Here is a 21,605-nt window from a genome sequence, read left to right as displayed (position 1 = left end):
TCACTGTGGCGTCCGTAGACGAGCCGCCCTCATTACTGCGCGGTGTATCCGCCGTCGATCAGCAGGTCCGCCCCGGTGATGTAGCTGGCTTCGTCGCTTGCCAGGTACAGGACGCCATAGCTCACCTCTATGGGCTGGGCGGCCCGCTTCATGGGGGTAGCGTTGCTGAACTCCTTGTTGGACTCCTCGCCCTCTTCCTCAGCCATGGGCGTCATCACAAGTCCCGGCGAAACGGAATTGATACGCACGCCACGGTGCGCGTATTCCATGGCAGCGGCACGGGTCATCATCTTCACGGCCCCTTTCGAGGCCTGGTAGGAGAAGCCTCCGGGGTTGCCGACGGTGCCATTGATGGAGCACGTGTTGACGATTGCGCCGCCGCCGCTTCGCTCAATCGCAGGTGCACCATGCTTAAGGCCAAGAAAGACGCCCTGTTGGTTGATCGCGGTGGTCTTGGACCAGCCGTCCAGGCCTTCATCTTCGACAGACTTCATGGTTCCGACGATTCCGGCGTTGTTGATCAGGATGTCGACGCGCCCCCACCGCTCTTCCGCTGCCGCTACTACGGATTTCCATTCGTCTTCGGAAGCAACGTTCAGATGCAGGTAATGGACATCGTGCCCGGAGTTTCGGAGATCATTGGCTACTGCCTCGCCGACGTCGTCCAGCATGTCGGTGACGAGTACCGAAGCGCCTTCTTGTGCGAAGAGGCGTGCGTGGGACTCGCCCTGTCCTCTGGCGCCGCCAGTGATGATGGTTACCTTGCCTTGCACACGGCCCATGAGTCTCTCCTTTGGTTTGGATGATGTGAAGTGCTTCACGCTTGGGAAGACGTTACTGCTGCCACTTGACGGGATTTGTGTCAGAAAGAGACATTTTCGCCTCAGGATCCGGGCAGGGCATGGCGACAGTGCGCGCTCTGGCGGGCGAGGGGCAAATGTCGTTGCGGCAGACATTGATGAAGCCGGGCTGGATCGACTGGAAAGAGAGAACGTGCAAATCTCCACCCATCGTTGTGACATGAGCAAACCTGCTGACGTGGAGCGGCTCGTTGCCACGGCAGAAGAGACATTCTGGGGCTCGGTCAACTCGATGGTGGCCGAACCCGACATCGCCGCATATTCCGCATCTAAAGGAGCGGTGCTGATGCTCACTAAATCCGTGGCGGTCGAATACGCCAAGGACAACATCAGGGCTAACTGCCTGTGCCCCGGCGGCGTCCGTACTCCCATGGTTGCCGGTTTTTTCGACGAGGAGTTCCTCAAGGACGAACAAGCCCAGCGCGCCTACCAGCCGCTCGGCCTGATCAGCCCGGAGGAAGTAGCGGACGTCGCAGTGTTCCTGGTTTCGGACGAATCACGAAAGATGACGGGTTCTGCCGTCATGGTCGATGCGGGCTATAGGCCATCTGAACAGATGTCCCACCTTGGGACAGTAGGCGCTGCCCTGGCTGCGTAATCTCGACAGAACCATCCCGCCCGTCGGGGCGCAAACAATCCATAGAGGAGCAATCACGCGATGACGATTGACCAGCAACAGGCCTTCGCAGCCCGGATGACGGAACAACGACGCAGCCGCCACACAACAGTTCCCCACGTCATCGCGGGACAGGAATATTTTGAAGGCGCGCTCCTGCAGCGGGAAGACCCCAGCAACCCCAGCTCGGTGGTCAGTGCCTGCCACGACGCACCGGATGAACTCGTCAAGCTGGCTGTTCAGTCGAGCCGTGATGCCCAGCGTGAATGGTCCCGGGTTCCGGCCGCACAGCGCATTGAACACGTTCGTCGGGCCATTCCCTTCATTGAGGAGCGCCTCGAGGAGTGGGCGGTCCGGGTGGCCCTTGAGATCGGCAAGCCCTACGCGGGTGCAAGGGCCGAAGGCGCAGAAGTTCTTGAAATCCTCCGGCAGTACGCCGATTACGCGTCGGCTCCAGGAGCCTTTGAGGATCAACGCGAAGACGACTCGTCCGGACTGGCCAACGAATCCGTGCTTCGGCCCTACGGCGTGTTCGGCGTCATCACACCGTTCAACTACCCGATTGTCCAGGCTGCAGGTCCAGCCATTGCTGCGCTGATCGCGGGCAACGGAGTGGTGGTCAAGACATCGCATGATGGTCCGTGGTCCGGGCACGCCGTATATGAGCTCTGCGAGGCAATGGGACTCCCTCGGGGGTTGGTGAACGTGGTCCACGGAGGCGACAGTCCCGGACGGGCGTTGGTCGCCTCGGACATCGACGGCATCTGCTTCACGGGTTCGGTGGTCGTAGGGAAGTCGATCCTGGGGGACTTCGCCTCCGGGCCGTATCCCCGCCCCGTCATTGCCGAAATGGGCGGCAAGAATCCGGTAATTGTCACTGATACGGCTGATTTGGAACAGGCCGCCGACGGCATCGTCTTCTCGGCATTCGACCTCAGTGGGCAAAAGTGCAGCGCGCTGTCCCGGGTGTTGGTTACCCCTTCCGCCCACGACAAACTGGTGGAGCTCGTAGGGGAGAGAGTCAGGGACCTGAAGGCCGGCGACCCTGTGGATGCAGGTGTGTTCGCGGGTCCCGTTGTTTCTGCCGAGGCCGTGGATCGCTACGCCGGACTGCTGGCAACGGCCCGCGGTGAAGAATTCCACGTGGAGACCGGCAAGGCCCAGGATGGCGGCTACTTTGTTCCGGCCACTGTGGTCTCCGGAGTGCCCGCAACTCATCACTTGGCCACCAAGGAGCACTTCCTGCCCTTCCTTACCATCAGCAAGGTGCCCACTTTCGAAGCGGCCTTGGCGGCCGCCAACAACACAGAAATGGGTCTGACGGCGGGAATCTACACCGGTGACGAGGCAGAAGCGCGGGAGTTCCTTGACCGTGTCGAGGCCGGCTGTGTGGACGTGAACGTCCCGGGCCATGCCACGACCGGGTGGTGGCCGGGACCGCAGACCTTTGGCGGTTGGAAGGCGAGCGGTACGACCGGGAAACAGACACTCGGGAAGTGGTACTTCCAGCTGTTCGGCCGCCAGCAGGCGCGGAAACTTCCCGCTCACCTGCAGCACCTGCTCCAGCACTGACATCAGCCCAGCCACTATCGGGAAAGCAGGCACGGCATGGCTTCGAAGGACGTTTCATGGCTCCCTACGGCTTCTTCGCTGCGCGTGGGCGGGACGCCCAACGCGGAAATTCAGTCGCTCAGGGAACGTTTCCTGACAGAACCCGGAGCGACGGACCTGAGCAGTCTGAGGCCGGTCATTGCCAGATCCTGGCAGCGGAGCCTGGCCTGCAATGTAACGGCCACCTCGCCGTTTCTGCAGGCTGCTGTCCACCAGGCCGACGAGCAGTTGCTCGCTGCTGCCGAACCCGTCCTGACCGAACTCGAACGTCTGTGCAGCGACTCCGGGGGTCTGGTGGTGCTTACTGACGCAGAAGGCACATTGGCCGTCTTTCGCGGAGATGCCACAGAACGTCGAAAGGCGGAGCTGTTGTTTCCGAGCCTGGGAGCGCAGATGGCCGAGGACCTGATTGGAACCAACTCCGACGGAACTGTCCTTGAGGAAGGCGAAGCAGTACAGGTCTGGGGCGCCGAACACTTCAATGAGGCGCTCCAGAACAGTTACTGCACGTCTGCTCCCATCCGTGATCCGATACGCCGCTCCGTCAGGGGTGTCCTGGGCTTGATGTTGCCCGAGAAGCTGGCACGCAACACGGACCCCGGCTCTGTTCTCCTGACCGTCCATGGGGCGGCCGCGGACATCACCAGGAGGCTGGCGGAACGACTCGCGGCGCGGGAGCAGGCGCTGATGTCCGAATACCTGAAGGAGATCCGGAAACGCGGAGCAGATGCTGTGGTGGCGATGGATGAACGCACCACCATCGCAAGCCGGAGTGCCCTGCGCATGCTGGATCCCAGCGATTTCGCGGTACTCGCGGCCCTGGCGCGGGAAGCCGAACAGCGGGACGGCCTGTCCCAGCACCGCCTGAATGTCAGCACTGGCAGGGAGGTGCAGCTTCACATCCGTCCCATGGATTTCCGCGAATCAGGCTCTGGCGGAGCGTCCGTGATGCGCGTCCAGGTGCCGTCCGTCTCGCTAGGTGTGCGGGCGGCGCCAACTGCCCGTGAACCCCAAGCGCAGTTCGACGGGATGGTTGGAACCAGCCGGGCCTTCAAGAGGGCCCTTGGTGCTGCGGCTGCAGCCGTGAGCAGGCGGATGCCTGCTCACATCATCGGCGAACAAGGAAGCGGTAAGCGAACTTTGGCGGAGGCCATGGCCGGTCGCCTGTCGAGGGAGACGCGAGTATTCGACTTTACCCAAAGGCCTGCCCGGGCCACTGTTGACGACGTTGATGCTGCCCTTGAGCAAGGGGCGGCGGTTATCCTCCACAGGGCAGACAAGTGCCCGCCGCATTTCCTGGACGACTTGGGAGGTCTGCTCCACGTCCTGGAGCAACCCCAACTTATCCTGACTGCCGGCGCCGTCGGCGATGATCTCCTGCCGGTGCTGTCTGCGTTGAGAGGCATTGAGGTTGCCATGCCACCTCTTCGTGACCGGCGTGAGGATATCGTCGGGCTGGCGTCGCATCTGCTAAGGAGAGCGGTCGGCAGGGAGGTCCGAATGTCACCGAAGTTGCGGGATGCACTGGTGGCCGCGGACTGGCCGGGCAACGTGCGGCAACTCCGCGACCTGGTTGAATCCGCTGCCTCACGGTCCCTCAGCGGAGAACTGCACCTGTCGGATCTCAACGCAGTGCAGCTGCGTGGACTCGGCACCATGCCGCTTACCCGTTTGGAAGAAGCGGAGCTTCAGCAGATCAGGGCCGCGCTCGCCGAGGCATCAGGTAACCGCGTTCGGGCCGCCTCACTGCTGGGGATCGGAAGGTCCACGCTTTACCGCAAGATCGAGTCATATGAAGCCAAGGGGTTCGATCTGGCGCTGGGCTGATGTCCCTATCTGACGGTTGCGTGGTCCGGAATGCATCATCCTGGCACAGTTCCAGTGCCGTTCGAAGATCACAATCTAGGAACTGACCCGAATCCGGTTGAATCTACCCTCTGGTCATAGCAGCACGGCCAATCGGCCGCTCTTTCACCCAACACAGCGCGAGTCAACGGTGACTCCACTCCTCCGAGGAGAAAACACGTGAAACAAGAACTCCCCGTCCAACGCGAAGCAGCGGACGAACCAGAAGTCAGTGAAACCCGATCGTCGACATATCAGCTCAGGGGCCGGATGGGAACCACCGGACTCCTCTTCACAGTGCTGGCCTTCACAGCTCCCCTGGGCGTCGTCTTCGGCTTTGTCTCTGTGAACATCTCCTTTGGGATAGGAGTCCCGATCGCTTTCGTCGCGGTCGCTGTCCTGATGGCACTATTTGCGATGGGATTCACTGGAATGACCAAGGCCATACCGCGGCCTGGAGCTTTTTACACCTACATCCGCGAGGGTTTGGGCCGTCCCTTCGGCTTAGGGGGATCTTTCCTTGCACTGGTCACCTACGGCTTCAACGTGACATCCTGCATTGTTGTTTCCGGCATTGCCGTGAACAACCTGCTTGGTGCTTTCGTCGATGGCGTGTCAACGCCGTGGTGGCTGTGGAGCATGGTGATGTTCGGCATCGCTTGGGTGCTGAGCTACTTCAATGTGGAGCTCTCCGCCAAGGTCCTCTCAGTCATCCTGGCCGTCGAAGTCCTTTCGGTAGCTGTCTTTGACATCGTCATCATTTCCAACGGAGGACCAGAGGGCCCGTCCTTCGAACCTTGGAACCCCTCCAACCTCTTCACCCCAACCATCGGCGTCCTCCTGTTGTTCAGCATCGGAGTGTTTAACGGGTTTGAAGCCACGGCCATCTACAGGGATGAGGTCAAGAAGCCGGCCATCACCATTCCCCGGGCCACCTTCCTGGCCGTTGCCTTCCTGGGAATCTTCTACGCTGTTTCAGCCTTTGCCCTCATCCTGTCAGCGGGAACATCACAGGCAGTGGCGGTCGCTGGGGCGGACCCCACGGCCATGATGCCAGACGCGCTACTGCGCTACTTCGGAGCCTTCGCCAACCAGGTCATCGCCATCCTGCTGGTCACCAGCTTCTTTGCCTCAGGCCTGTCCCTCCAGAACATCCTTTCCCGTTACACCCACTCCCTTGCCGTCGATGGCATCTTTCCGAGGTCCATCGCGGCAGTGCACCTCAAGCATGGGTCTCCGCACCGCGCCGCTGTGACAGTTGGTGCCGTTCTCCTGCTTGTCCTGCTGGTCCTGGTCCTCTCGGGCGGTGACGAGAATTCCCTGTATGCCGCGGCGGCCGGCGTTGCGTTCTATGGGATGCTGCTTTTGCTCTGCCTGACGGCCATTGCGGTCATAGTGTATTTTCGCAGGAACAAGTCCTCGATGTCGTTCTGGCGGACGCTGATCGCCCCGATCGTGGCGCTGGCAGGGATTGGGTTCGCTTTGTTGACAGCTTCCTTCAATATGGAGCTGTTAGTGGCCGGGGATCCGCTCCTGCTGACGGTTCTGCTTCTGATCCCCTACGCGTCGATAGTCGCCGGGATCTTCCTGGCGCTGGTCCTCAGAAGCCGGAAGCCGAATACGTACGTTCGGATTGGACGCGCTCTGGACTAAGGCGGCCCGCCCTAAACAGGCTCGAAAAACTTAATCACAAGAGGAGGCCGGATCATCGCGATCCGGCCTCCTCCTTGTCCCAGGGGCTTAGGCTCCGTAGGTCGTGTTTCCGGAGACTTCCGGAATCTCCACCCAGTCACCGGAACCGGCGCTCTTCAGCGAGGCATCCACCAGTTCGGATGCCGACCACCCGTCAGCCACCGAGGGGCCTAGCTGCTTGCCTTCGGCCACGGACCGCAGGAAGAGCGCGGCCTCGATGGTCTTGAGGTCGTTGAAGCCAATGCCCGGACCGGGACCCGGCTGGAAGCGCCCGAATTCGCCGTAGGACGGCGGAGTCATGATGGTCCGGTATCCACTGCGGTCCGTGGCGAGTTCCAACTGGTTCATCCGTTCGAAGTTCCAGCGCAGCGAGCCCTCCGTGCCATACACCTCGATGATGTACTCGGCGTGCGGGCCAATGGCTACACGGGTGGATTCGAACATGCCGATCGCGCCGCCTTCAAAACGGGCCAGCATGGCGGTGTAGTCCTCGTTCTCCACTTCGCGGGTCACGTCCGAGGCCTTGCCCATGTCGAAGGAGTTGGAGGAGTTGCCGTCGGGCAGCGGGCGATCCTTGATGAATGTTTCGGTGACGGCGTTGAGCGACGTGATCCGGCCCACCAGGAACTGCGCCAGGTCGAAGCCGTGGCTCAGGACGTCGCCGAGGACTCCCGAACCGGCCCGAGCCTGCTCGTAACGCCACGTGAACACCTGCGTGGGGTCGGAGGCATAGCCGGTGAGCAGGCGGATCTGCACGTTGGTGATACGGCCGAGCGCGCCGGAGCGGATAAGCCGCCTGGCTTCTGCCACCGCAGGCGCATGCCGGTAATTGAAGCCCACCGAGGTGATCAGCCCAGCGGCTTCTGCGCCCTGGGCAATTTCGCGGGATTCCTGGGCGCTCCGGCCCATGGGCTTCTCGATCCAGAAATGCTTGCCAGCCTCGATGGTGGCCAAGGCGATTTCGTGGTGCAGGAAGTTCGGGGAACAGATCGAAACGACGTCAACGTCCGGGTTCTCGAGCACCTTGCGGTAGTCCGTGGCCGTTTCCTTGTAACCGAGCGCGTCCTCGGCGTGGTGACGGCCGGCGTCGTCGGGGTCTGCGGCGATCACAAGCTCAGGGTGGCGCGGCAGTTCAGGGAAGAACTGCTTGGTGGCGAGGTAGGCGCGGGAATGCAGGCGCCCCATCCACCCCACCGAGATGAGGCCAACGCCAATGCGGTTCTGGTCTTTCAAAGTGGACTCCTTAGTTTTGCCGCTCTCCGGCGGTGCTGTGCCGCACAGAAAGGCGGCATCTGCGCATCAGCCTATGGAGGCAAGGTGTTTGTGCTGTGTCTCAATCTGAGACATCCGGCGAGGGCCTACGGCTGTTTGAGTAGAACGTATAGTCCAGCAACGCCAACCAAGAGGAGCCCGTCGACGATGATGGACCGCAACAAACGGATTCGGACGGAACCCCTGCGGGTGCTCGTCACGGGCGCAACGTCCGGCGTCGGAGAAGCGACCGCAAAACTCTTCGCAGCGCGGGGCGCGCGGGTCGCACTCATAGGGCGTCGCGCCGGCGAGCTGCAACGGGTTGCGGACGCGATCGACGGCGTTGCGCACCGGGTGGTCGCCGACGTCGCTGACGCCGAATCAGTCCGGAACGGCGTCCGGGGAGCGATCCACTCCCTCGGTGGCCTCGACGTGGCCGTCAACGCCGCCGGGGTTGCCGGTTACGCGCCCCTGGAGGACCTGGACGAGCACCGCTGGAGCGAGGTGCTGGACACCAACCTCTCCGGCACGTTTTACGTTGCCCGGGAAGCGGGCCTTCATATGCGCAGAGCCGGGGGAGGGGCAATCGTCAACGTCGCCTCGGATCTCGCAACCATGGGCGTAGCCGGGCTGGCCCATTACTGCGCAGCCAAGGCCGGCGTCGTGGGGCTTACCAAGGCGCTCGCCGTGGAGTTGGCGCCCCATGTCCGCGTCAATGCTGTCTGCCCTGGTCCGATTGATACGCCCATGCTGCGCTCGGGCCTGGAGTCCGAACCGGACCCCGTCCTGGCCCTCCAGCAGAAGGAAAGCACCGTCCCGCTGAACCGCCTCGCCGATCCGGAAGAAGTGGCAGCGGCTATCTACTTCCTGGCGGTTGACGGCACCTTCGCCACCGGCACCAGCATGGCGTTCGACGGCGGCACTTCCGCCGCGTAGCTGCCTCACCCACGACCTCATAAAGACAAACAAGCCAAGGAGCTTTGAAGGATATGTCCGAGTTGAACTACAACGATCTCCGCAGCGCACGCTGGTTCGCGCCGCACGACCTCACCGGATTCGTGCACCGCACCGCCATCCAGGCCGAAGGCTTCTCGCGCTTCGCCATCAAGGACCGTCCAGTGATCGGCATTGCCAACTCCTGGTCCGAACTGGTCAACTGCAACATCCACTTCAAGCTGCTTGCCGAGGCCGTGAAGCGTGGCGTCCTGATGGCCGGGGGATTGCCGCTGGAGTTTCCCACCATCTCCTTGGGCGAGAGCCTGATGAAGCCCTCGGCCATGCAGTTCCGCAACCTGATGGCCATGGACGTTGAGGAATCCATCCGGGCCTACCCGCTGGACGCGATCGTGTTGCTCGGTGGCTGTGACAAGACCGTTCCGGCCCAGCTCATGGGCGCGGCCAGCGCCGACATCCCGACCATCATGCTTACGGGTGGCCCGCAGGAGCCGGCGCACTTCCGGGGCAAGCAATTGGGCGTCGGCACGGACACGTGGAAGTACGCAGACGAACTGCGGGCGGGCAAGATCACCGAGGCGGACTTCGACGAACTCGAGTCCGCTGCCAAGCCCTCCGCCGGCCACTGCAGCGAGATGGGTACGGCTTCCACTATGACGTCCCTCGTGGAGGCGTTGGGCATGTGCCTTCCCGGCACTGCGTCCATTCCCGCCGTCGATTCACGCCGCGGGCAGGCAGCGGAAGCCACCGGACGCCGGGCGGTGGAAATGGCGTTGTCAGGTCCGAAGCCCAGCGAGATCCTGACCAAGGAAGCGTTCGATAACGCCATCACGTTGCTCATGGCCGTGGGTGGCTCGACTAACGCAGTGGTTCACCTTTTGGCGTTGGCCCGCAGGGTTGGCTACGAACTGGAGTTGGACCGCTTCCACGAAATTTCGCAGCGGACGCCGCGGATCGTTAATGTCCGTCCTTCCGGCGAGTACCTGGTGCAGCAACTGTTCCAGGTCGGTGGGATTCCCACTGTGCTAAAAGCGTTGGACCCGTTGCTGAACAGGAATGCCGTCACGGTCACCGGCCAGTCCCTCGAAAAGGGCTACAGCTCGGCACCCGAGCCGGACGGCGTCGTCGTGAGCACGCTCGAGGCGCCCTTCGACGCCTCAGGCGGCATCGCCGTCGTCCGTGGTTCCCTGGCCCCCAACGGTGCGGTGATCAAGCGGAGCGCAGCCTCCAAGGACCTGCTGCAGCATAAGGGATCGGCAGTTGTCTTTGACGACATTTACGATCTCGGACGACGGATAGACGACCCGGACCTGGACATCACCGAGGACTCGGTCCTGGTGCTCCGCAACAGCGGCCCCGTGGGTGCGCCTGGTATGCCGGAATGGGGCATGCTTCCCATTCCGGAGAAGCTGCTGCGCAGGGGAATCCGCGACATTGTGCGCATCTCCGATGCGCGAATGAGTGGCACGGCCTTCGGCACCACAGTCCTGCATGTTTCGCCGGAGGCTGCGGTGGGCGGCCCGCTGGCCATTGTCCGCGATGGCGATCCGATTGTGCTGGACGTGGAAAACCAGCGCCTTGACCTCGATATTCCTGAGGAAGAGATCGAGGCCCGGCTCGCTGAGCTCAAGCTGCCCGAGCCGAAGTACCGCCGTGGCTACGGACGGCTCTTTATCGACCACGTCAACCAGGCACATGAAGGTTGCGACTTCGACTTCCTCAAGGGCCTGCCGGACGAGGAGCCCCAGCGGCTGCCCTACGGCCTGATGAGCGGTTGGCAGGGCGGCTGGTAGGCCGCGGCGAGCCCTAAGCACGGATGGTGGGGCCGTTCCCGTCTGGGAGCGGCCCCTTGAAAGGAGAAGGTGTGTCACGACCCAAAGTAATTGCAATTGTCCAGGAGGGCCGCCCGGTTCCTCCCGTGGAACGTCTGGAGGCCGAAGCCGAAGTGGTGGTGGTCCGGACGGCGGATGAGTTCCGGGCAGCGCTGCCGGGAACGGAGATCCTGTTCCTCAACGATTTCCGGACCAAACTCCTGCGCGAAGTGGGCCCCGGGGACTTGCGCTGGATCCACACCTCCAGCATTGGCGTGGACAGTCTCATGACCGAGGAGATCATCAACAGCGACATCGTGGTCAGCAACTCCCGTGGAGTGTGTGAACGCCCCATCGCTGAATGGGTCCTGGGCGTGCTGTTGATGTTCACCAAGGACCTGCGCCGCACCATCGAGTTACAGCAGGCACGGACTTGGCAGCACCGCGAGACCGAACCGCTTTTGGGCCGCAAGGTGCTGGTGGTCGGTCCGGGCCCGGTGGGGCGCGAAACTGTGCTGCTGTTGCGGGCAGCGGGCATGGACGTGACCGTCGTCGGCAGGTCTGCCCGTGAGGATTCCCAACTGGGCGCGATCGCCTCCTTTGACGAACTGGACGTGCTCCTCGGAGAAGCCCAGGACGTTGTGCTGACCGTGCCACTCACCGAGGAGACCCGCGGTCTGTTCAACGCTGACCGCTTTGACAAAATGCGTCCGGGTGCCCGCTTGGTCAATGTTGGCCGTGGAGCGGTTGTGGTGGAGCAGGACCTCCTTGATGCCATCGATGCGGGCCACTTGGGTGCAGCGGCCTTGGATGTCTTCGAGAACGAGCCGCTGGCGGCCGAAAATCCGCTGTGGAGCCGCAACAATATCCTGGTCTCGCCCCACGCATCCGGAGACCTGATCGGATGGCGTGGCCGGGTTGTGGACTGCTTCGAGAGGAACCTGCAGCGGTGGAAAGCGGACCAGCCGCTGAACGACATTGTTGACCTGAAGAAGTTGGGCGGAACCGCTCCAAAGCCCGTGTCTCAGGCTGGTACAGTACTCCCACAATCCGCGTCGGTAGTGTGATTCAGCACTCTAAATTTCGCGACGAGGATTACATGTCTAGCTCAACAAAAGGGAAGCTGATAACGCCTACCCAGACCCAGGAACACAAGCTCAGCGGCAACATGGGGGTCGGCGAGCTCGTGATGAACGTGCTCGCGTTCTCCTCCCCCCTGACCACCGTTGCGGGCACCTTACCCGTGATGCTTCTTTTCAGTGGCCACACTGCTCCGGGGATTTATCTCCTGGTCACTCTGATGCTGCTGATTTTCTCGGTGGGGTTCGTCAAGATGAGCCGGAGCGTCGAAGCTCCCGGCGGCTTCTACTCCTTCGTCACGGCAGGCCTGGGCAAGCCGGCCGGCTTGGGCGGGGCGCTCCTGGCCTTGGTTGGGTATGTGTTCATCGGCTTCTTTGCTCCGTCACTGTTCGCCCTCACGCTGCAGAACTTCGTGGTCAATACCCTGGGCGGTCCGGATATCCCGTGGTACTGGTACGGCCTGGGCATCATTGTCGTCACCACGTTGCTGGCCTACAACCGGATCGATCTCTCCGCGAAGGTGCTGACGGTGGTCATGCTGCTCGAGTCGACCGTCGTCATCATCTTCGATGTCGCGGCGTTCGTCTCAGGTGACGTCTCACAAGGCGTCGGTTTTTCGATGCCGTCGATTACCGACGCCGGGTTGGGCCTCGCGCTGCTGTTTGCCGTTGGGAACTTCTTCGGTTTCGAAGCGACGGTCATCTACCGCGACGAGGTCAAGAGCCCGGACAGGACCATCCCCAGGGCAACCTACCTGGCCGTGGTGGGCATCGGCCTGTTCTACGCGGTGGCTGCGTGGGCTTACACCGCGTTCCTGGGAGCGGACAACGTCCAGGAAGCGGCCAAGGCCAACACCGTGAACTTGTTCAACGACGGCGCCACGGCGCTGGTGGGCAAGATCTTCGCTGACATCGGGGTAGTCCTGCTCATCACCTCGATCCTGGCCTCGATGCTCTCGATCCAGAACATCGCGGCCCGTTACAGTTTCTCGCTGGCCGCTGATGGGGCACTCCCCAAGGCTTTGGGTCGGGTGCATCCGCGGCACAAGTCCCCCTACGTTTCAGCAGTAGGCGTTGGCTTGCTCTGGGCCGTGGCCACGGTGGTGTTCACTGTGGTGGGGGTTGCTCCTGAAGCCCTCTACCCGATCGCCAGCGGAAGCGGCACTTTCTCCGTCCTGCTCCTGATGTTCATCACGAGCTTCGCCGTCCTGGTTTACTTTGTCCGCCGCCGCAGTTTCGCTCCTGAATCTGTGTGGAAGACGATTGTGGCGCCCATCGTCAGCGTGATCTTCCTTGGCTTGATTACCTACCTGGCCATCGCGAATTATCCGGAACTGATCGGCGGATCGGCCGTTATGACTGCCATCTTCATGACCTTCACGTTCGCGCTGTTCTTCGGCGGGATTGTTTATGCCTACTTCCTGCGCTCAAAGCGTCCGGATGTTTATGCCAGATTGGGCCGGCAAAAGATCGACTAAAACATCACTTCAACATCTGGAGACCTGCAATGACGCAACAGATCAGAGTTGGCCTGTTCGGGACCGGCAGGATCGGTCAAGTGCATGCCATGAGCCTGGCAACCCTGGAAGAAGCGACGTTGGCCTGGGTGTGCGACCCCTTTATAGAGGGTGCCAAGCGAACAGCCGCCGAATATGGTGGGCGTGTGAGTGACGACCCGGAAGAGGTTTTTGCCTCCGGGGAGGTCGATGCCGTTATCGTGGCGTCTCCCACGGCCACTCACGTGGACCTCATGGAGCAGTCGATCGACGCCGGGATCCCGGTTCTGTGCGAGAAGCCGATCGACCTGGAAATTGCGCGGGTTGATGCACTCCGGGCCAAGGCGGCTGCTACGGATATCCCGATCGCCCTGGGCTTCAACAAGCGCTTTGACAGGCATTTCGTGGAGCTCAGGCGGCGTGTGGGGGCTGGCGAGATCGGAGTCTTGGAGCAACTGGTCATCACCAGTCGCGATCCCGGGGAGCCGCCGGCGGCCTATCTGCCCCAGTCCGGCGGGATCTTCCGGGACATGACTATTCACGATCTGGACATGGCCCGCTACTTCATTCCGGACATCGTGGAGGTGTCGGCCACAGGCGCGAACGTCTTCAGTGACGGCATCCTGCAGGCGGGCGACTTCGATTCGACGGTGGTGACCTTGCGGGGTTCGAAAGATGAGCTTGTGACCATCTTCAACTCGCGGCATTCCGCATATGGCTATGACCAGCGCATCGAGGCCTTCGGATCCGCGGGCTTGCTTCAGGTGGCCAACAAGAACGACAGCCTGGTCCGGCACTGGGGTGCCAGGACGGTGGAGGGGATGGGGCCGTACCAGAGCTTCTTCCTGGAGCGCTACGCGGAGGCGTACCGGCTTGAAGTCGCAGAGTTCCTGCGCGCTGTCCGCGGGCTTCCCTCGCGGAGTCCTGGCTTCGAGGACGGCCGTGCTGCCCTGATCCTGGCTGACGCGGCAGAGAAGTCCGCCCGGACAGGTGCTGCGATAGCCGTGGAGCTGTCAGCGTAGCCCTTTGACTGCCCGGCCCGGGCACGGATTATTTCGCAACAATCCGTGCCGGGCCGGGCTTTGTTTTTTAAGGGAAGGGAATTGTGTCCCGCGGCAACAATTCACGTCAGGTTGGTGTTTCAAAGTGGCACATCTCCCGCATTCTCCAATCCGCCAAAGTTCAAGTAAGTGAAACAGTGTGGCGAAGGTCACGCAGTTGCGGGACTTTCTTCGAATTGCCCCGGATTCTGCAAAGTCAAACAACGTTGTTTGATGGCCCATCGCTAAAGGTGTTTCACCGGTTCATTTGCATGGCCCTATCAAACGAGGATGAGATGACCGACGCACCACCGGCGACAGCTCCACTGGTCGCCCTTAAGGACATACACAAGACATTCGGGGCGGTGTCCGCATTGCGCGGAGTCAGCATCGATGTCATGCCCGGCGAAACCTTCGCTCTTCTTGGAGACAACGCCGCCGGCAAATCCACGCTCATGAAAGTGCTGACGGGCGTCTACCAGCCCGACCGTGGCGCGATCGAGCTGGACGGAAAGAAAACCGAGTTTCCCACGCCATCTGCATCCCGGGACCAAGGTGTCGAGATGGTCTACCAGGACTTCGCCCTGGCCGACAATCTCGATGTCCGGACCAACATCTTCTTGGGCCGCGAGCCCCAGAAGAACATCCTGGGTCCCCTGTTGAGGATCATCGACAGGAAGAAAATGGAAGCGGAAACCAAGCGCGTGCTGGAACGCCTGGACATCCCCATCAACCCGCGCCTCAAGGTCAAGCGGCTCTCCGGCGGCCAGCGGCAGGCCGTGGCAATCGGCCGGGCATTGGCCTTCGATGCCCGCTTGATCATCATGGACGAGCCCACCGCAAACCTCTCGGTGGCCAAGGTGGACAAGCTTATTGAAGTAACCCAGCGGCTCAAGGACCTGGGCATCGCGGTCATCATCATTACGCACCGCCTGGACGAAGCCTTCGCCGTCGCGGACCGCTTCGCCGTCATGCGCCAGGGGCAGGTAGTGGGACGTTTCCGCGTGGGAGATGTCTCCGAAGCCCAAGTGGCCCACCTGATTTCGCACGGCACCTTGGACGACTACGTCGACACCGGCAGCGGCATTCCGGAGGAGCGCCGCAAAATCGGAAGCACATCAGCAATGGAAACCGTGGATGCACTGGCCGCGCGCGGTACTACCACCGGGAGCGACTCATGAGCATCACCATGGACAACATCAAGACCAAGTTGGGGCCAGCCGACCTCAAGGAAGGCCTGACCGCCACCAAGGTCAAGCGATTCATTGGCGATTACGGAATCATCATCCTGTTCGTGGTGATCCTCGTCTTCCTCGCCGCGGCGGCACCGAACTTCCTGACCCTCAACAACATCGTGAACGTCGTCAGGCAGTCATCCATCATCGGACTGATCGCGCTGGGAATGACCTTCATCATGATCACGGCAGGTATCGACCTGTCTGTGGGCTCCGTTGTTGGCCTTGCCGGCATGACCTTCGCCCTGCTTGCCCCTGCCAGTGGAGGCGCCTTCTGGCTTCCGCTGATCGCCGGCCTGGGCGTCGGCCTCCTGGTGGGCTTCCTCAGCGCAGCCATGGTGGTTTGGGGAGCCATCCTCCCCTTCCTTGCGACCTTGGCCACCATGGCCATAGCCCGTACGGCGGCACTGGTGATCACTGACGGGCAGGTTGTCTCCGGCCTGAGCGGACCAGCCGAGTGGCTGGGATCCGGTTTCCTCGGCCCCATTCCGGTTCCCGTGATCATCTTCCTGGTGGCTGCCGTCATCTGCGAATTTGTGCTCAGCCGAACCAAGTTCGGCTCCCACGTCTACGCCGTAGGTGGCAACGAGGAATCGGCCAAGAAGGTTGGCATCTCAACCAGCCGCGTGCTGTTCACCGTTTACCTCATCGGCGGCGTCACTGCTGCCCTTGGCGGACTCGTCCTAACAGCCCGTCTGGACGGGGCCGCACCCGTGGCCGGTACCGGTTACGAGCTCCAGGTGATTGCCGCCGTCGTGATTGGCGGAACGAGCCTCTTTGGCGGCGTCGGCACCATCCGCGGGACCGTCATCGGCGTGCTCCTGCTGGGCGTGGTGATGAACGGCATGAACCTGATGGGCGTTTCCTCCTACTTCCAGCAAGGCGTGCAGGGCGTGATCCTGGTACTCGCCGTCCTGCTGAACCGCTGGAAGTCCGACTGACCCAGCAACAAACAATGCATCACAACAATCTCCAAGCGCACAGACAAACCACTGAAAGGAACAACCATGGGTATGCGACGTAAGATCGCCGCGGCGGTCGCCATGATGGCAGCGGGGGCACTCACCCTCACCGGCTGCGCAGGAAGCAGCAACGCAACCAGCAGCGGCGGAGCGGCCAAGACCTACAACATCGGCGTTGTGGTCCTTGACCTGCAGGACCCGGACCTGGCCCACATGACGGACGCCATGAAGAAGACGGCGGACGAGAAGGGCGTCAAGCTCAACATCACCGACTCCAAAAAGGATGTCGGCAGCGAACTGAACCAGGTTGAGGACCTCCTCACCCGCCAGGTGGATGCGGTCATCATGCAGCCGCTGGACGGCGATGCCAGCCAGAACGCGGCAAAGAGGGTCATTGCGGCCAACATTCCGCTGTTCATCTTGTCCACCGAGTTCGCCGACGGATCGGACGTCGGCTACAAGAGCTACATCGGCGTGGATGACACCGTGGCCGGCCAGATGCAGGCCGAATACCTCAACAAGCTGATGCCCAACGGCGGCAACCTCGTGTTCGCGGCAGGCATCTACGGTGCATCGTGGACGGACCGCCGCAAGTCCGGCTTCGACAAGACCATCAATAAGAACTTCAAGATCGTGGCCGAATTCCAGGCCAAGGGCAGCCGGGATGACGCCAAGCGCAACATGGAGGACACCCTTCAGCGCTTCCCGTCCGGCCAGATTGACGCGGTTGTGGCCAACAACGACGAAATGGCCATCGGTGCGGCTTCCGCCATTGCCGATGCGGGACGCACCGCGGAGTTCAAGGCAGTGGTTGGCGTCGACGGTACCGATCCCGCGTTGCAGGACATCAAGGCGGGCACCATGTCCGCAACGGTCCGCCAGGACTCCGCGGGTCAGGGCGTCAAGGCCGTTGAGGTAGTGACCGACTTCCTGAACGGCGCAAACGTGGACAACCGCTACACGCTGCCGTTCACGCTCATCACCAAGGACAACCTGTCTGAGTTCCTGAAGTAGCTCCCTTCCGGACACGGACGCGGTAACGGGCACAGTGGATCACTCCACTGTGCCCGTTCTGTTTTGGCACACTACGGCAGGGTGGACACCTGCCTAAACTTCCAGGGGACCACTACGAATTGGAGAAGGCGAACATGCCGCATGGTGACGACGGAGACACGAACGTAGAGCAGTTGCTGGCCGCGTTGCGCGGGCAAGGCATCGAAGTGGATGACTCTCCGCGACGGCTCTCCGAGTACTCCTACGATGCGTCCAACTACCGTGTCCGGCCTGCCGCCGTCGCCTTCCCGGCAAGCGTCGACGATGTCAGGAAAGTCGTGCGCGAATGTTCCTCGCGGGGCGTCCCCATCACCCCGCGCGGCGGCGGCACGTCCATGGCAGGCAACGCGATCGGTGAATCGTTGGTGGTCGACCTCTCGCGAGGCTTGACCTCCGTAGGAGAGGTCGACGGCGGCAACGCGGCGGTCTGGGCGGACGCCGGCGTTGTCCTTGGCGAGTTGCGCTCCTACGTCGAGAAGGCCACCGGCGATGAGCTGACTTTTGCTCCGGACCCTTCGTCCATGACGCGGGCCACGATCGGCGGCTCCATTGGCAACGACGCGTGCGGCAACCACTCGGTCGCCTACGGACGAATGACGCAGCATGTGCAGGAACTGGAACTCGTCACGGCCGATGGTGCCCACCTGCATGCGGGACGGGACTTCCTGCGGGCCATTGACGCAGATGACCAGCACTCCGTCGCCCGGGCCAGCGAACTGCTGGCGGGCTTGAAGGAACTAACCCAGGCCAACCTCGCCCCGCTGCGGGTGGAATTGGGAAACATTCCCCGGCAGGTTTCTGGCTACCACTTGGGGCACCTCCTGCCCGAAAACGGCCTGGACGTGGCGGGCGTTTTGGCGGGCAGCGAAGGCACGTGCGCCATTGTGGTGCGGGCCAAGGTCCTGCTGGTGCCGAAGCCCCGGACCACGGCCCTCCTGTGCCTTGGCTATGCAAATACCATCGACTCGGCCCGTGACGTGATGACCATCCTCCCTACCAAGCCGAGTGCCATCGAGGGGCTGGATGCATCGATCGTGGACATCATGCGCCACCGACGGGGTGCCGCCAGCGTCGACACCCTCCCGCAGGGCAAGGCCTTCCTGATGGTTGAGTTCCCCGGGGACACCACGGAACAGGCGGCCTCCGATTGCGAACAGCTGCTGGAGAAACTCAAAGCCGACGGCCGGGTTGTTGACCAAGCCCTTGTCACGGAGCCCCAGGAGCGCGCCAAACTCTGGCGGGTGCGCGAAGACGGTGCGGGACTCTCATCCCGGCGGATCGATGGTGTTCAGACCTGGCCCGGCTGGGAAGACTCGGCGGTCGCCCCGGAGCGTTTGGCCGACTACCTGGCGGAGCTTCTGCCCCTCGTGGAGAAACACGGCTACACCGCCTCCCTGTATGGACACTTCGGGGCCGGCTGCGTGCACATGCGCCTGGACTACGACCTCCGCAGCGACACCGGCCGGGAGGCCTTCGAGAACTTCACCCGCGAAGCAGCGGCACTCGTGGTGGCCCACTGCGGCTCCCTGTCCGGCGAGCATGGCGACGGCCGGGCACGCAGCGAACTGCTGGAAGTGATGTACTCACCGGCCATGGTGGGCATCTTCAAAGCGTTCAAACACCTCTGGGATCCAGCCGGAATCCTCAACCCGGGGATCATCGTGGACCCCGAGCCCTTCGCTGCTTCGCTGGCTCTTGACGGCGTGCCCCAGCCGGGTCCTGCGCACGGTGAGCCGGCCGCGATGGCTGGTGCCGCCGTCGTACCTTCTTCAGCTGGCCGCAGCCTGCTGCCGGTGGTGAGCCCGTTCGTCGGCAATACGCATGCATGCATTGGTGTTGGGCGCTGCCGGGCAACCGCGGGCGGCTTCATGTGCCCCAGCTACCGAGCCACCAAAGACGAGAAAGACTCGACCCGCGGCCGTGCCCGCGTCCTGCAGGAACTGACGCGGACCAACGGCACCAGCCACGGAGGTTGGTCCAGTCCGGAAGTCAGGGAAGCCCTTGACCTGTGCCTGTCCTGCAAGGCTTGCTCGGCCGACTGTCCCACGGGCGTGGATATCGCTGAAGCCAAGTCGCAGCTGGTGGATGAGCACTACCGCGGCAAAATCCGGCCGTTCACGCACTATTCGATCGGTTGGCTGCCGCGGTGGCTGCCACTGTTGACGCGTATTGCGCCCATCGCCAACGCGGGGACCCGTTTCCGTCCGTTCCGTTGGGTGGGCGAAAAGTTGGGCGTCAGCGCACGACGACGGCTCCCGGCCTTCGCGGCGTCCGGCCTCATCCGGAGGCGGGTGGGCGAGGCAGGCTTCACCGACAAAGCCGACGTCCTGCTGTTCATCGACAGCTTCACCCGCGCCTTCCGGCCTGAAGTGGTCCCGGCAGCAGCTCGGGTGCTGCGGGACTCGGGCAGTTCCGTGGGTTGCACGCCGGACGCCTGTTGCGGGCTGACGTGGATCTCCACCGGCCAACGCGAGGGAGCACGACGGCGGCTGGCGAGGCTGATCAACAAACTCGATGACGGCACGGAGCGGGACATCGTGGTCCTGGAACCCAGCTGCGCGGCCACTATCCGTGACGAAGGTCCCAAGATGGTGGGCGGTGCTGCGGCCGGGCGCGTGGCTGCCCGGGTCCGATCGTTCTCCGTGGCTGTCGATGAGGCTATTAAACGTGGCTGGAAGCCGTCCGCCGTTCCGCCCAAAACCGCTGTCCTGCAAACCCACTGCCATGAGCATGCAGTCTTCGGTTCAGGTGCTCAGAAACGCGTCTTGGAGGCGTGGGGAGTGCCCAACCTCGTCGAATCGTCGTCGTGCTGTGGAGTGGCCGGTAACTTTGGTTTTGAGGCCGAGCACTTCGATATGTCCATGAAGGTGGCGGAACACTCCATTGTCCCGGCGCTGGATTGTGGTGAGGGGCTGGTCCTCACGGATGGGTTCAGTTGTGCCATGCAGGTCTCGCAGATCGATCCGGAACGCTTCAGTAAGCACCTGGCAATTGCCTTGGATCCGCTGAGTGCGCGATGGACGGAGGATTAGGGTGGCATACTTCGGTATTTTCCTCATCCTGGTGGCGGCTGGACTGCGCTTGGCGGGGAGGCATCTTGGCGCCTCACAGGAAGCGCATTCAACGGCCAGCTTCCGCGGGGTGCATGCGGTTCCTTTGGGAGCCGCCGCGTTCCTGGTGGCCGCAAGCGGCATTTTCATCTTCGCTGTGGGCATCAACCTGGAGTGATAAGCCCGTGTCCCAAACTGACACGGTTGGCACAGGCCCCCGGGACGGATGCTTGAAGGGACCCAATAGCCCCATTACTTTTTGAGAGTTGATCTCGATGATGAACAGGAAGCTCGCACAAGGACGGCACGTCGAATGGCTGCGGGCATCGGCACACTTCAACGAAACCGATCTTGGCGAACGGACTGACCTTCAGCTGAAGCGCTCGGGGAAACTCGTTCACCGACTCCTCCAGGACATGGCGGAAGGCCGCGACATCCGCGATGCCTCGCCGTGGCCGACACCGGGCGCCTAGCCCCCAAGCCGCGGTCCGTAGCGTTTGTTCCTGGCACTGGTCCAAGCGCTACGGCCCGCTTCCTTTCACGCCAGGAGGCAGAGTTGGCCAGTCTTGGATTGGCGGGCATGGCGGCTTCGTCCCAAACCGGGTACGGGACGTGGGAGGACTCCCCAGCCAGCTACGAGTTGCCCGTGGCATTTGGCGGTGCTGCAGGTCCGGACCTGGCGACAGCCTGCCTGCTGCTCGATATGCCGGCGCGAACTTTGATCAGGAGGCTTTGCCGGACCAAACACACCGTCAGGTCCTTCGCAGCGCCTGCGGCCTCTGCCGTGATCGAGGTTCCCTGGGGGAGGGACTGGCACCAAATGGCCTACGCCGGGCGGCGGATCAAATCCGTGCCCCAAGGTTCCCTCACACTCTCGGCGGTTGGCGTGACTCTCACCAGCTGCGATGCGTACACGGATGATCTCGTGGTGGGCCGGGTCCGGGAGTGTTTTGCTGACTGCCTCATAGGGAGAGGCGACTCTGTGTGGCTAAGGTCTTCTCAACCTAACGACTGTTAGTTAGACTCATTCCGTTACGACCCTTCTTGAGG

Annotated in this window: 18 protein-coding genes; 16 read left to right on the top strand and 2 right to left on the bottom strand. The window is 62.4% G+C overall.

What is annotated here, in order from left to right; genetic code table 11:
• Window positions 1–32 precede the first annotated feature (32 nt).
• A complete protein-coding gene (locus J2Y41_RS04855) occupies window positions 33–782 on the bottom strand; it encodes a glucose 1-dehydrogenase (protein WP_224094213.1) in 750 nt (249 codons plus the stop codon).
• A 238-nt stretch (window positions 783–1,020) separates the two neighbouring features.
• Between J2Y41_RS04855 and J2Y41_RS04850 the strand changes: the two genes are divergently transcribed.
• The 4 genes from J2Y41_RS04850 to J2Y41_RS04835 all read left to right on the top strand — a co-directional run bounded on the left by J2Y41_RS04850 (window position 1,021) and on the right by J2Y41_RS04835 (window position 6,585).
• Window positions 1,021–1,458 (top strand): SDR family oxidoreductase, encoded by a 438-nt coding sequence (locus J2Y41_RS04850; RefSeq protein ID WP_224094214.1) that lies wholly within the window; start codon window positions 1,021–1,023, stop codon window positions 1,456–1,458.
• A 60-nt stretch (window positions 1,459–1,518) separates the two neighbouring features.
• On the top strand, window positions 1,519–3,048 hold the full coding sequence (locus tag J2Y41_RS04845; protein ID WP_224094215.1) for an aldehyde dehydrogenase family protein: 1,530 nt from the start codon (window positions 1,519–1,521) through the stop codon (window positions 3,046–3,048).
• Window positions 3,049–3,084: 36 nt separating this feature from the next.
• Window positions 3,085–4,914, top strand: a complete 1,830-nt coding sequence (locus J2Y41_RS04840; RefSeq protein ID WP_224094216.1) for a sigma-54-dependent Fis family transcriptional regulator — start codon at window positions 3,085–3,087, stop codon at window positions 4,912–4,914.
• Window positions 4,915–5,112: 198 nt separating this feature from the next.
• The gene (locus J2Y41_RS04835; RefSeq protein WP_224094217.1) at window positions 5,113–6,585 is read left to right on the top strand and encodes an APC family permease; all 1,473 of its coding nucleotides are present in this window, start codon (window positions 5,113–5,115) and stop codon (window positions 6,583–6,585) included.
• An 87-nt stretch (window positions 6,586–6,672) separates the two neighbouring features.
• Here J2Y41_RS04835 and J2Y41_RS04830 read toward each other — a convergent pair whose 3' ends face one another.
• Entirely contained in the window at window positions 6,673–7,857 is a 1,185-nt protein-coding gene (locus J2Y41_RS04830) for a Gfo/Idh/MocA family oxidoreductase (protein ID WP_309926627.1), read from the bottom strand.
• Between the two features lie 186 nt (window positions 7,858–8,043).
• Between J2Y41_RS04830 and J2Y41_RS04825 the strand changes: the two genes are divergently transcribed.
• From J2Y41_RS04825 to J2Y41_RS23090, 12 genes are all read left to right on the top strand, one after another.
• A complete protein-coding gene (locus J2Y41_RS04825; protein WP_224094219.1) occupies window positions 8,044–8,811 on the top strand; it encodes an SDR family NAD(P)-dependent oxidoreductase in 768 nt (255 codons plus the stop codon).
• 53 nt (window positions 8,812–8,864) lie between these two features.
• Complete coding sequence (locus J2Y41_RS04820) at window positions 8,865–10,622, top strand: IlvD/Edd family dehydratase (protein WP_224094220.1); 1,758 nt, start codon at window positions 8,865–8,867, stop codon at window positions 10,620–10,622.
• Window positions 10,623–10,693: 71 nt separating this feature from the next.
• Window positions 10,694–11,707 carry a D-2-hydroxyacid dehydrogenase gene (locus tag J2Y41_RS04815; RefSeq protein ID WP_224094221.1) on the top strand — a complete coding sequence of 338 codons (1,014 nt, stop codon included), beginning with the start codon at window positions 10,694–10,696 and terminating at the stop codon, window positions 11,705–11,707.
• 32 nt (window positions 11,708–11,739) lie between these two features.
• Window positions 11,740–13,197 carry an APC family permease gene (locus J2Y41_RS04810; RefSeq protein ID WP_224094222.1) on the top strand — a complete coding sequence of 486 codons (1,458 nt, stop codon included), beginning with the start codon at window positions 11,740–11,742 and terminating at the stop codon, window positions 13,195–13,197.
• Window positions 13,198–13,226: 29 nt separating this feature from the next.
• On the top strand, window positions 13,227–14,237 hold the full coding sequence (locus J2Y41_RS04805) for a Gfo/Idh/MocA family oxidoreductase (protein ID WP_224094223.1): 1,011 nt from the start codon (window positions 13,227–13,229) through the stop codon (window positions 14,235–14,237).
• Between the two features lie 314 nt (window positions 14,238–14,551).
• A complete protein-coding gene (locus J2Y41_RS04800; protein WP_224094224.1) occupies window positions 14,552–15,436 on the top strand; it encodes an ATP-binding cassette domain-containing protein in 885 nt (294 codons plus the stop codon).
• Entirely contained in the window at window positions 15,433–16,431 is a 999-nt protein-coding gene (locus J2Y41_RS04795) for an ABC transporter permease (RefSeq protein ID WP_224094225.1), read from the top strand. Before J2Y41_RS04800 ends, J2Y41_RS04795 begins: the two co-directional genes overlap by 4 nt.
• Window positions 16,432–16,497: 66 nt before the next feature.
• Window positions 16,498–17,466 (top strand): sugar ABC transporter substrate-binding protein, encoded by a 969-nt coding sequence (locus J2Y41_RS04790; RefSeq protein ID WP_224094226.1) that lies wholly within the window; start codon window positions 16,498–16,500, stop codon window positions 17,464–17,466.
• Window positions 17,467–17,600: 134 nt separating this feature from the next.
• Window positions 17,601–20,537: an FAD-linked oxidase C-terminal domain-containing protein gene (locus J2Y41_RS04785; RefSeq protein ID WP_309926617.1), complete on the top strand. Its 2,937-nt coding sequence runs from the start codon at window positions 17,601–17,603 to the stop codon at window positions 20,535–20,537.
• Between the two features lies 1 nt (window position 20,538).
• Window positions 20,539–20,733 carry a hypothetical protein gene (locus tag J2Y41_RS04780; protein WP_309926615.1) on the top strand — a complete coding sequence of 65 codons (195 nt, stop codon included), beginning with the start codon at window positions 20,539–20,541 and terminating at the stop codon, window positions 20,731–20,733.
• 97 nt (window positions 20,734–20,830) lie between these two features.
• Window positions 20,831–21,028, top strand: a complete 198-nt coding sequence (locus tag J2Y41_RS04775; protein ID WP_224166382.1) for a hypothetical protein — start codon at window positions 20,831–20,833, stop codon at window positions 21,026–21,028.
• Window positions 21,029–21,135: 107 nt separating this feature from the next.
• Window positions 21,136–21,573: a carboxyltransferase domain-containing protein gene (locus J2Y41_RS23090; protein ID WP_396133451.1), complete on the top strand. Its 438-nt coding sequence runs from the start codon at window positions 21,136–21,138 to the stop codon at window positions 21,571–21,573.
• Window positions 21,574–21,605 lie beyond the last annotated feature (32 nt).

It is taken from the genome of Arthrobacter sp. 1088 (assembly GCF_031455315.1).
In the GTDB taxonomy this organism is placed as follows: domain Bacteria; phylum Actinomycetota; class Actinomycetes; order Actinomycetales; family Micrococcaceae; genus Arthrobacter.
This window is presented reverse-complemented; position numbering and strand designations above follow the sequence as displayed.

Bases quoted from the DNA above. Each gene is read 5' to 3' on its own strand.
- J2Y41_RS04855 (WP_224094213.1), bottom strand. From the start codon at position 782: ATGGGCCGTGTGCAAGGCAAGGTAACCATCATCACTGGCGGCGCCAGA.
- J2Y41_RS04850 (WP_224094214.1), top strand. From the start codon at position 1,021: ATGAGCAAACCTGCTGACGTGGAGCGGCTCGTTGCCACGGCAGAAGAG.
- J2Y41_RS04845 (WP_224094215.1), top strand. From the start codon at position 1,519: ATGACGATTGACCAGCAACAGGCCTTCGCAGCCCGGATGACGGAACAA.
- J2Y41_RS04840 (WP_224094216.1), top strand. From the start codon at position 3,085: ATGGCTTCGAAGGACGTTTCATGGCTCCCTACGGCTTCTTCGCTGCGC.
- J2Y41_RS04825 (WP_224094219.1), top strand. From the start codon at position 8,044: ATGATGGACCGCAACAAACGGATTCGGACGGAACCCCTGCGGGTGCTC.
- J2Y41_RS04820 (WP_224094220.1), top strand. From the start codon at position 8,865: ATGTCCGAGTTGAACTACAACGATCTCCGCAGCGCACGCTGGTTCGCG.
- J2Y41_RS04810 (WP_224094222.1), top strand. From the start codon at position 11,740: ATGTCTAGCTCAACAAAAGGGAAGCTGATAACGCCTACCCAGACCCAG.
- J2Y41_RS04805 (WP_224094223.1), top strand. From the start codon at position 13,227: ATGACGCAACAGATCAGAGTTGGCCTGTTCGGGACCGGCAGGATCGGT.
- J2Y41_RS04800 (WP_224094224.1), top strand. From the start codon at position 14,552: ATGACCGACGCACCACCGGCGACAGCTCCACTGGTCGCCCTTAAGGAC.
- J2Y41_RS04795 (WP_224094225.1), top strand. From the start codon at position 15,433: ATGAGCATCACCATGGACAACATCAAGACCAAGTTGGGGCCAGCCGAC.
- J2Y41_RS04790 (WP_224094226.1), top strand. From the start codon at position 16,498: ATGGGTATGCGACGTAAGATCGCCGCGGCGGTCGCCATGATGGCAGCG.
- J2Y41_RS04785 (WP_309926617.1), top strand. From the start codon at position 17,601: ATGCCGCATGGTGACGACGGAGACACGAACGTAGAGCAGTTGCTGGCC.
- J2Y41_RS04775 (WP_224166382.1), top strand. From the start codon at position 20,831: ATGATGAACAGGAAGCTCGCACAAGGACGGCACGTCGAATGGCTGCGG.
- J2Y41_RS23090 (WP_396133451.1), top strand. From the start codon at position 21,136: ATGGCGGCTTCGTCCCAAACCGGGTACGGGACGTGGGAGGACTCCCCA.